Below are 566 nucleotides of genomic sequence, written 5' to 3'. Positions count from 1 at the left end.
ATTCGGACTCGCTTTCGCTACGGCTACCCCACAACGGGTTAACCTCGCCACCGAGCACTGACTCGCAGGCTCATTCTTCAAAAGGCACGCCATCACCCCACAACGAGGGCTCTGACGGATTGTAAGCACACGGTTTCAGGTACTATTTCACTCCCCTCCCGGGGTACTTTTCACCTTTCCCTCACGGTACTTGTCCGCTATCGGTCGCAAGGTAGTATTTAGGCTTACCGAGTGGTCTCGGCAGATTCACAGCGAATTTCACGGGCTCGCTGCTACTCGGGTATCCATCACAACAGGCACCGTGTTTTCGGTTACAGGACTCTCACCCTCTCCGGCGGACCGTTCCAGGCCACTTCACCTAACACGACACTTTCTCACTGCTGTCCAGCCAGGTAGAGCTGGAAAGATGAACCCCACAACACCACACACACAACCCCTACCCGGTATCACATGTGCATGGTTTAGCCTCATCCGCTTTCGCTCGCCACTACTCACGGAATCACTATTGTTTTCTCTTCCTGAGGGTACTGAGATGTTTCACTTCCCCTCGTTCCCTCCACACCGTC

General features: G+C 54.4%; 1 rRNA gene. It reads right to left on the bottom strand.

Annotation, left to right across the window (positions count from 1 at the left end):
* Positions 1–566 (bottom strand): 23S ribosomal RNA (locus AXK60_RS13800); the annotation flags it as partial.

Origin of the sequence: Tsukamurella pseudospumae (genome assembly GCF_001575195.1) — a bacterium.
GTDB classification, from domain to species: domain Bacteria; phylum Actinomycetota; class Actinomycetes; order Mycobacteriales; family Mycobacteriaceae; genus Tsukamurella; species Tsukamurella pseudospumae.
This window is presented reverse-complemented; position numbering and strand designations above follow the sequence as displayed.